The sequence below is a fragment of the Collimonas sp. genome (genome assembly GCF_044339385.1).
GTDB lineage: Bacteria > Pseudomonadota > Gammaproteobacteria > Burkholderiales > Burkholderiaceae_D > Collimonas.
Genome location: NZ_JBIIVN010000113.1, coordinates 1 through 8,723, shown reverse-complemented (window position 1 = coordinate 8,723; position 8,723 = coordinate 1). Strand labels below are relative to the sequence as shown.

6 protein-coding genes and 2 pseudogenes are annotated in these 8,723 nt (G+C 56.2%); 6 read left to right on the top strand and 2 right to left on the bottom strand.

Annotated features, from left to right (window positions below):
• Positions 1 to 142: 142 nt before the first annotated feature.
• Positions 143 to 488 (bottom strand): annotated as a pseudogene (locus ACIQ0R_RS09055) (FKBP-type peptidyl-prolyl cis-trans isomerase).
• Between the two features lie 181 nt (positions 489 to 669).
• On the opposite strand from ACIQ0R_RS09055, the gene ACIQ0R_RS09050 reads away from it, so the two are divergent.
• The 6 genes and pseudogenes from ACIQ0R_RS09050 (at position 670) to ACIQ0R_RS09025 (ending at position 8,049) form a co-directional block, all read left to right on the top strand.
• Complete coding sequence (locus ACIQ0R_RS09050) at positions 670 to 1,680, top strand: cytochrome D1 domain-containing protein (RefSeq protein WP_395826367.1); 1,011 nt, start codon at positions 670 to 672, stop codon at positions 1,678 to 1,680.
• Positions 1,681 to 1,685: 5 nt separating this feature from the next.
• Positions 1,686 to 2,599, top strand: a pseudogene (locus ACIQ0R_RS09045) (polysaccharide deacetylase family protein).
• Positions 2,596 to 3,582 carry a sterol desaturase family protein gene (locus tag ACIQ0R_RS09040; RefSeq protein WP_395826365.1) on the top strand — a complete coding sequence of 329 codons (987 nt, stop codon included), beginning with the start codon at positions 2,596 to 2,598 and terminating at the stop codon, positions 3,580 to 3,582. The pseudogene ACIQ0R_RS09045 and the gene ACIQ0R_RS09040 overlap by 4 nt, the downstream one beginning before the upstream one ends.
• Positions 3,582 to 4,457: an EI24 domain-containing protein gene (locus tag ACIQ0R_RS09035; protein WP_395826363.1), complete on the top strand. Its 876-nt coding sequence runs from the start codon at positions 3,582 to 3,584 to the stop codon at positions 4,455 to 4,457. Before ACIQ0R_RS09040 ends, ACIQ0R_RS09035 begins: the two co-directional genes overlap by 1 nt.
• A gap of 122 nt (positions 4,458 to 4,579) precedes the next feature.
• Entirely contained in the window at positions 4,580 to 5,380 is an 801-nt protein-coding gene (locus tag ACIQ0R_RS09030; protein WP_395826361.1) for a competence/damage-inducible protein A, read from the top strand.
• 116 nt (positions 5,381 to 5,496) lie between these two features.
• Complete coding sequence (locus tag ACIQ0R_RS09025; protein WP_395826359.1) at positions 5,497 to 8,049, top strand: DUF349 domain-containing protein; 2,553 nt, start codon at positions 5,497 to 5,499, stop codon at positions 8,047 to 8,049.
• A 244-nt stretch (positions 8,050 to 8,293) separates the two neighbouring features.
• Here the strand turns inward: ACIQ0R_RS09025 and ACIQ0R_RS09020 are convergent, their stop codons facing one another.
• Positions 8,294 to 8,611: a hypothetical protein gene (locus ACIQ0R_RS09020; RefSeq protein ID WP_395826357.1), complete on the bottom strand. Its 318-nt coding sequence runs from the start codon at positions 8,609 to 8,611 to the stop codon at positions 8,294 to 8,296.
• Positions 8,612 to 8,723: the final 112 nt, after the last annotated feature.

Below are 8,723 nucleotides of genomic sequence, written 5' to 3'. Positions count from 1 at the left end.
TGACGCTGACCACGGTGCAGCCGTCTAGCAGCAACGTGGCAAGCAGCAACGGCGCGGTCAAGCGGACTGGCGAGAAGGCGTTGGGCAGGTTGAAATATTGCATCGTACGGCGATTTGATCGGCGTTGCGGGTTAGTGCTGGCTTATACGCCCAGCAGTTCAACTTCAAAAATCAGTGTGGCGTTCGGTGGGATCACGCCACCAGCGCCGCGCGCGCCATAGCCAAGCGCCGCAGTTGCGGATGCCGCCGATTTTCATGCCTTGCACGCCTTCGTCCCAGCCTTTGATGACATGACCGGCGCCGAGCGGAAATTCAAACGGGTCGCCGCGGTCTTTGCTGGAATCGAACTTGTTGCCGGCGCTGCCGTCAGTGTTTTGCAACCAGCCGGTGTAGTGTACGCTTACGTGGTCGCCGGCTTTCGCTTCGACACCTTGGCCGACGTTGATATCTTCATACTGCAGGCCTGAAACGGTACTGATGGTCGACATTATGATCCTTTATAGTGTGATGGTTATGTTGTGGTGATGGAAGGTAAGTGCCCGCAGTGTAAACTAAAATATGGCCGTTAGCCTTCTTCGGCAAGGAGCCATTGCTGCGGTTTGGCAGTTTTGGCAGAGTCATTTAAATCCATGGGTCTGAATCATGCGCGGTAAAATGCTGTTTTTAGTTATGCTTGCTTTTGCTCGTCGTTCCATCTTTGCTGCCTGCGGTTTGCTGACCGTGTTACCCACACTTGCGGCTGCGGCTGCACCGACCACTGCGGTTGCTGCCGACTCGGGTAATGTCGTGGTGGTGCTGAATTCTCGTGACGCCACTATCACCTTGCTGGATCAGTTGACTTATAAAGAAATTAACACTTTCCCGGTTGGCAAGGAGCCGCATCACCTGATGCCGACGCCTGATAACAAATCGCTTATCGTGGCTGCCGCGACCGGTAATTCGCTGCTGTTCCTGGACCCTAAGAGCGGCCAGATTCAGGGCCAGGTAAAGGATATCGTCGATCCGTATCAGATCGGTTTTTCGCCCAATCAGAAGTGGTTTATCGCCAATGGCCTGCGGCTCGATCGCATCGACATCTATGGCTACGACGGGAATAACCTGAAACTGGCCAAGCGCCTGCCGCTGCCAGCGATGCCAAGCCATATGGCCTTCAGCGCCGATAGTGCGCTGGCTTTCATCACGCTTCAGGGCAGCGATGAACTGGCCGCGGTCGATCTGTCGACCCAAAAAGTCAAATGGACCATGCCGGTCGGCAAGCAGCCAGCCGGCGTCTACATGACGCCGGATAATAAATACCTGTTGGTGGGAGTGATGGGTAGCGATTACGTTGCGGTAGTTGACTGGCGTACGCAAAAAATCGTCAAGAAAATCAAGACTGGCGACGGTGCGCATAACTTCCGTCCGCAAGGCGACAATCGCCACGTATTTGTCTCCAACCGTGTGTCAGGCACGATCAATATCCTCGATCTGAATACGCTCGAAAGCATTGGCAGTATTGCGGTGCCGGGCGGTCCGGATTGTATCGAGATTACTGCCGATGGCAAAACCATGTGGGTGACGCAACGCTGGGTCAAAAAGGTCTCGGTTGTGGATTTGAAAACCCGCAAGGTGATCAAGTCGATCCCGGTCGGGCGTTCGCCGCATGGCATCTATTTCAGCAACCGCGCCGCTGAATTGTGATACCCATGCTCTTCCCGGGAAAGCGCAGTTTGCGTGCTGTTGGTGCAACCACAGCGCTGATCGCTTTGATGCCTGCAGCATTGGCGGAGCAGGCTTCAGCGGTATCGCCCAACGCCTGTAGCGGCACAATCTATCTGACGTTTGACACCGGCGGCCAGTCACAAGCCGCGTACATCGCCCAGACCCTGCGCCGCCATCATATCAAGGCGACGTTTTTCATGGCCAATGAAAAAACCGTCAACGGCGATTACACGCTTGACCCGAGCTGGACACCGTTCTGGAAAACACTGGTGGCCGATGGCCATGTTTTCGGCAGCCATACTTTCGACCACGTTTACGCCAGGCGCGATCTGCCTGATGGAAAAATCGAAGTCAAGCCGCAATTCGGTGCCAGCGGCGGCAAGCTGCAAGCCTGGACGCCGCAGCAGTATTGCGACGAGCTCAATCGCGTCGATCAGCGCTTTCAGAGCCTGACGGGCACGCATATCGACCGCCTCTGGCGCACGCCTGGCGGTCATCTGACGCCGAATACGTTGGCAGCCGGCCAAGCTTGCGGATACAAACATGTGGCATGGGCCGCAGCAGGCTTTTCCGGCGACGAATTGCCCAGCGATAAATGGCCGAATCAGATGCTTTTGGAGCGCAGCTTGAAAAACCTGAAAGACGGCGATATCGTGATGGCGCATCTGCGCATCTGCGCATCTGCGCATCTGCGCATCTGCGCATCTGCGCATCTGGGCATCTGGGCATCTGGTTGCGCAAGGATCCATGGGCGCCGGCGGTGCTGGAGCCCTTGATCAGCGGATTGGAGAAAAAGGGTTTCTGTTTTGCTACATTGCGCGATCATCCGGCCTACAAGGCCAGTATCAAAGGGCCGGCCGCGGCGCCGCCGGCAGAGAAAGGCGCAAGGGCATCATGATCGATACTTTGGTAAGCAGCTTTGCTGCCGTCCAGGCATGGCTGTTTCAGTCAGTAGTGCAGCCGCTGATGTTCCATGCCGGTTTTAGCGAATACCTGGAGGACGCTTTTGACGGCACCGAATGGTTCCTGATCGGCGTCTGCGAACTGGTATTGCTGTTTATCGTGTTGCGGCCGCTGGAGAGCATGATCCCTGTGCATGCCATCACGGATCGGCGCGCGCGCTGGATCGATTTCATCTATACCTTGCTGTATCGGCTCGGGGCATTTTCAGTTTTTGTATTTTTTCTGATTGATCCGCTGTTGGCAAAACTGACAGAGTTGCTGCATCTGGAAGGCATCAACCCGTTCAAGCTGGAAAATCTTCTGCCTGGCGTCACTGACAAGCCGCTGCTGACGTTCCTGCTATATTTGCTGGTGCTGGATTTCTGCGAGTACTGGTATCACCGTGCACAGCATGGTTTCGGCTGGTTGTGGGGCTTGCACAGCCTGCACCATAGCCAGCAGAACATGAACTTGTGGAGCGATGATCGCAATCATTTGCTCGACGGCGTCATCCATGACGTCACGATGGCGTTGGTGGCGCTGGTAATCGGCGTCGAACCGGCACAGTATGTGCTGCTGGTCTCCATCACACGGATGTTGCAAAGTCTCCAGCATGCCAACGTACGGATTCATTTCGGCAGGCCAGGCGATGCCGTCGTGGTATCGCCACGGTTTCATCGCTGGCATCATGCAATCGGTATCGGCCACGAGAGCAAAGGCAAGGGCACTCTGGGCGGGCATAATTTCGGTGTGCTGTTTTCATTTTGGGACAGTCTGTTTCGCACTGCCTATTTTGGCAAGACCTTCGAGCATACCGGCGTGCGCGATCAGGTGGCAACGGCCCAGCGGCCGGCGCGCGACTATGGTCGGGGCTTTTGGTCGCAGCAGTGGCTGGGACTGAAACGCATGGTCGAATTTTCCAGAAAGTCATCCCGCTGATGCGCCCCATATTAGCTGCCTTCGGCAGGGCTGTATTGTCGCAACTGCATTACCGTATGCTGATGCTGACTTTCCTGCCGTTTTTCTTGTCGATCCTTATCTGGGGGCTGGCGCTGTGGTGGGGCTTGCAGCCGCTGATTGACTGGTTGCAAAAGAATTACTTTGCCGGCAACGACGGTATGGGTTTCGCCACTTATATTCCGGCCTGGCTCGGCCTGGGCGCGCTCAAAACCGTCATTGTGCCGTGGCTGGCGCTGTGGGCATTGCTGCCGTTGATGATCCTGACTGCGCTGCTGTTCGTCGGCGTCTTTGCTTTGCCGGCAACCGCGCGCCATGTCGGTCGCCGCCATTTTTCTGAACTTGAACTGCGCAACGGCGGCTCGCTGCTTGGCAGTATCTGGACTTCGTTTTCTGCTTTCCTGCTGTTTTGCGTGCTGTGGCTGGTGACGTTGCCGCTCTGGTTGATTCCGCCATTCGCCTTACTGATTCCGCTGGTGTTGTGGGGCTGGCTGACTTACCGCGTGTTTGCCTATGAAGCACTGGCAGCCCATGCCGACGAGCAAGAGCTGCGCGCGATCTTGCGGATTCATCGCTGGCCGTTGCTGGTGATTGGCATCATTACCGGTGCCATGGGTGCGGCGCCGACGATATTGTGGCTGGGCGGCGCGCTGTGGCTGGTGGTTTTTCCTCTGTTGGCGGCGGGTTCGATCTGGCTATATGTGCTGGTGTTTGTATTTACTGGTTTGTGGTTTGAGTATTATTGCCTGGAGGCTTTGGCCAAGTATCGTGCTGCCGGTCAGGCTGCCGTCATCATGGCCAACAGCCAGGACAGGCAGGAAATCCATCAACTTTCTGATTCTTCTGGTCCAGAATAAAATCGACTTTCATACCGCCGTCAATATTCAGAGGTAAGATGGGCGGCGAGTGTTGCAAAGTTTAGCAATAGGGTTATTCCCAGCTCTACATTTTCCTCTTCTTCAACTAAGCGGCGATTTTCATGGCAATCGGACTCATCATCATCGGCGACGAAATTCTGTCTGGCAGGCGCGTCGATAAACACTTCCCTAAAATTCTGGAAATGCTCTCGGCGCGCGGCTTAAGTTTGAGTTGGGCCGAATATGTCGGCGACGATCCGGCGCGCATCACGGCCACGCTGAAACGGACTTTCGACAGCGGCGATATCGTGTTTTGTACCGGCGGCATTGGTGCCACGCCGGACGATCATACCCGTCAGTGCGCCGCGGCGGCGCTTGGTGTGCCGCTGCAACTACATCCGCAGGCGCGCGAAAAAATCCGTGAGCGAATCGCCGATACTGCGCGCGATGCCGGGGTGGTGGTCGATTACGATACGCCTGACAATTTGCATCGATTGAAGATGGGCGAGTTCCCGCAAGGTGCCGATATCATCCCCAATCCCTATAACAAGATCCCAGGTTTCTCGATCCGTCATAGTAATGGCGGTGCGCACTATTTTGCACCGGGTTTTCCGGTGATGGCCTGGCCGATGTTCGAGTGGGTGCTGGAGACTTATTACGCTGACCTGTTCCATCAGAATCCCCGGTTGGAGCAATCGGTGCTGGTGTTCGAGGCGATGGAGTCTTCCTTGACGCCGCTGATGGAAGCGATCGAAGCGGAGTTTCCGTTGGTGAAGGCATTCAGTCTGCCTCACGTCGGCGATGGGAATACCCGGCGTCACATCGATCTCGGCGTCAAAGGTGAGCCGGTGCAAAGCGCGGCGGCGTTCAAAAAAATGCTGGCCGGGCTTGATCAAATGAAGGCAGAGTACCGTCCGGCGTGATCTCTTGCGGCGTTTTTCCGATTCGATTCGATTCGTTTTACTTCACTTCACTTAACCATTTGCGCATTGCCATCAGCGATTCTGACGGCAATGCGCTTCCATCTGATTGACGCCATATGTTCGGATTTTTATTCAAACGCGTCGATCGTAGTGCGCCGCAACCTATCGCTGAGGCGCAAGCGGCCGTGCGCGCCGAAGCCAGGCAAGTATCCGATCAGGCACGGCAGCAAGCGCTGCGCCAGGCGGAAACTCTGAGCGATGAGGCGACTGCGGTCGAGTTCATCCGGCAATCCGATTTTGCCGACGCCCGCCTGCGTGCGGCGCAACTGGTGCAAAGCCGGGATGCACTGGAACAGGTATTGCGTGCCTGCCGAAATACGGATCGTCGCGTCGCCAAATTGATGCAAGGCAGACTAGACAATCTGCGTCAACAGCTATTAATCGTCGACAAGGCCAATGTAAGCCTGGCGCAGGCGCAGCGTCTGTTGCAGGAGCCGCAACTGATGCCCAATCAGGTCGCTGAATTGGATCGAGCTTGGGAAGCCAAGGAGCTGCCATTCGGGTTGCAGCAGGAGTTCGCGAAAATACGCGCTGCGCTGGTCGAACGCCTGGCAACACAGGCAAGTTTGCAGCACTCCACCATTGGCTTGCTAGCCAGTTTGCGTGAGTTGAGTCAGCAGGCTGGCTCAGATGCGCGGCATGCATCGCAAACGGTGGTGCTGGATGCCCTCGAGTTACAAATGGCGGCCTGCTTAACCCATGCAGAAGCGCTGACATTGCCACGCCATCTGGCGCTAGATTTTGCGCAGGAAGCGCAGGCATTGCGTAAATTGCTGGCCGAGTTGCAGCAGCATGAAGCGGCGCTGCAAGCGCGCCAGGATTTGCTGGCTACATGGGAGGGAGCCACGGCCGCACTTAATCCGACGGCATTGAAAGATGCCTGGTCGGCACTGCCAGGCTTGCCTTCAGCGCCAATCGGCAGCGAACTTGAACAGCGTTATCAGACATTGCTGAAACAGCACACGGTGGTGGTCTCTAAACCGGAAAAAATCCAGCTGAGTCCCAAGGTGGACGTAGCAGTAGCGGATAGCGGCGAGCGGGCTGATATTGCCGAGGCCTTGGATGGGCTGGAGAAGGCTCTGGAAGATGGTGCCTTGCAGGCCGCGATGGATTTTGATAAGGCGCTGCGCGCTATCGATTTCAAGGCGCACAAACCAAGCGCGGCGCAACTCAGTCGTCTGACACAGGCGCGTAGCGAACTGAGCCGCTTACAGGGTTGGGCCCGTTGGGGCGGTAACGTCTCGCGTGAAGAGTTGATCAAGGCGGCGCAGGAGTTGACTCTGCAAGCGATAGCGCCGACTGAACTGGCTAAGAAAATCGGCAGCTTGCGGGCGCGCTGGAAATCGCTGGACGTGAGCTCTGGATCGGCACCGAAAGTATTGTGGGAAGGTTTTGATACTGCCTGCACGGCTGCCTATGCGCCGGTGGCGGCACATTTTCAGCAGCAGGCGGAACAACGCCAGGCCAATCTGCTCGATGCACGCGCATTGATCGATGAAATACAGCAGTACGCGCAAACTGCGCTAGCGCCGCAGCCGACAACAGGAGTGACGCCAGACTGGAAAGCCATTGCCCAGTTTTGCCAGCACAAGCAGCAAGCCTGGAAGAGCCAGGGGCCGGTCAATCGCAGCGAAAAGAAAGCCCTCGATAGCGCGTTTTCCGCTGCGATACAGGCCCTGTTGGCACCGCTGGCAGTGCAGCAACGAAGCGAAATCGCTCGACGTGAACGACTGATCGACGAAGCGGCACAACTGCCTGCCAATCAACGCGACACAACCGACCGCGTGCGCCAATTGCAGCAGCGGTGGCAAGAGCAGGCTAAGGCTTTTCCGTTGCCGCGCCAGGAGGAGCAGGATTTGTGGCTGCGCTTCCGAGCCGCTTGCGATGCCATTTTTGCTCAGCGCAAGGAATCGGCCTCCGGCGCCGATGCCGAACGGCGCGACAATTTACGGTTGCGTGAAGAACAATGCGCCTTGCTGGAAGCCGCATCAACCCAACCCGAGTCAGTGCCGCCGAAACTGCTGCAGCAGGCGCAGCAGGAATGGGCGCGTAGCGGGCAAGTACCGCGTGCTGAGCAGGCGCAGATCGAGGCCCGCTTTAATGCCGCGCTCACGGCTGTTCAAGAGCGTCTGGATCAGAGTCGCCGCCATGCTGCATTGGCGCAAGCAGAGGCGTTGCGCGATAAGTTGATCCTGTGTCAAAAAGTGGAAGTCAATGTCGGTGCTGCGTCGAATGAAATGCGGTCCGTCTGGCGCCAGAGTTGGTTCGGATTGCCAGCATTAGCGCCAAGCCTTGAAAAAATCATTGCAGCCCGCTTTGAGCGGGCGTTGCAAAATAGCGACGAATATGCAGCTGTTTTGGAGGCCAATGGCCCAGTGTTGCAACAGGAATTGCTGCGCGCCGAGATCCTCGCTGGCGTCGAAAGTCCGCCAGAACTCTCGCGCGAACGTTTGCAGCTGCAGGTTGAAGTGCTGCAAGCATCGTTGAAAGCTGGTGCCAAGGTCCGCCATATCGAGCAACAGCTGCTGTATATCTGTGACTTGCCCGCAAAAATGGATGAGCAAGCGCTGGCGCGTCTATTGAAATTGGTGACGTTGGCTAAATTTTGAGTTCAAGCAAGCAATGCTGCTGAGGTCATCTACGATGGCTGCTACTGCACCGGTAGGAAAAAGAGCAGAGTGATTTGCGCAAAAAATCGCACCGGAAAAATGCTCCGTCATTTAACTGCCAGGCGCATCGTGCCAGACCATAGCCAGACAAAAAAATACCCCGGAATCCGGGGTAAATAACGGTACCAGTGTTGACTGGTACCGAGGAGATTTCTAGTGGCGGTGAAGATCCGCCAGCCGATGATTACTTCTTGGTCCGGGCAGCAGCAGCGGTCTTGGTTGCAGCTTGCGACAGTTGATCGACAGCGCTGTTGACATTGTTTTCCAGAGTTTCAACGGCTTGCTTGGTGCTTTTCGCGAATTGTTCGTAACCGGCGTTGGCGCTGCCTATTGCCGATTTGACAAAGGCAACCGCGCCTTCTGCGCCAGGAGGCACGTTCTTCGAGGCATGGTCGACGAACTCGATGACCTTACGCTTGGTTTCCGCAACTTGCGCTTCCGCAGTTTTGGTCAGTTCAGCGTGAGTGCTGGATGCGATACTGGCGAAATAAAGTGGACCCATCTGTCCAGACAAATATCTGCATAGTTTAAGAAGCACTTCCTGCCTCCAATACAGCTGCGCGGCGCTGTCCCGGTTTTTCTGTTGCTCTTGGTGTTGCTGTTGATCTTGCCGT

What these genes read in the sequence shown, in the direction of transcription:
- ACIQ0R_RS09020 (WP_395826357.1), bottom strand. Translation starts at nt 8,611, where the DNA reads ATGGGTCCACTTTATTTCGCCAGTATCGCATCCAGCACTCACGCTGAA.
- ACIQ0R_RS09035 (WP_395826363.1), top strand. Translation starts at nt 3,582, where the DNA reads ATGCGCCCCATATTAGCTGCCTTCGGCAGGGCTGTATTGTCGCAACTG.
- ACIQ0R_RS09050 (WP_395826367.1), top strand. Translation starts at nt 670, where the DNA reads ATGCTTGCTTTTGCTCGTCGTTCCATCTTTGCTGCCTGCGGTTTGCTG.
- ACIQ0R_RS09040 (WP_395826365.1), top strand. Translation starts at nt 2,596, where the DNA reads ATGATCGATACTTTGGTAAGCAGCTTTGCTGCCGTCCAGGCATGGCTG.
- ACIQ0R_RS09030 (WP_395826361.1), top strand. Translation starts at nt 4,580, where the DNA reads ATGGCAATCGGACTCATCATCATCGGCGACGAAATTCTGTCTGGCAGG.
- ACIQ0R_RS09025 (WP_395826359.1), top strand. Translation starts at nt 5,497, where the DNA reads ATGTTCGGATTTTTATTCAAACGCGTCGATCGTAGTGCGCCGCAACCT.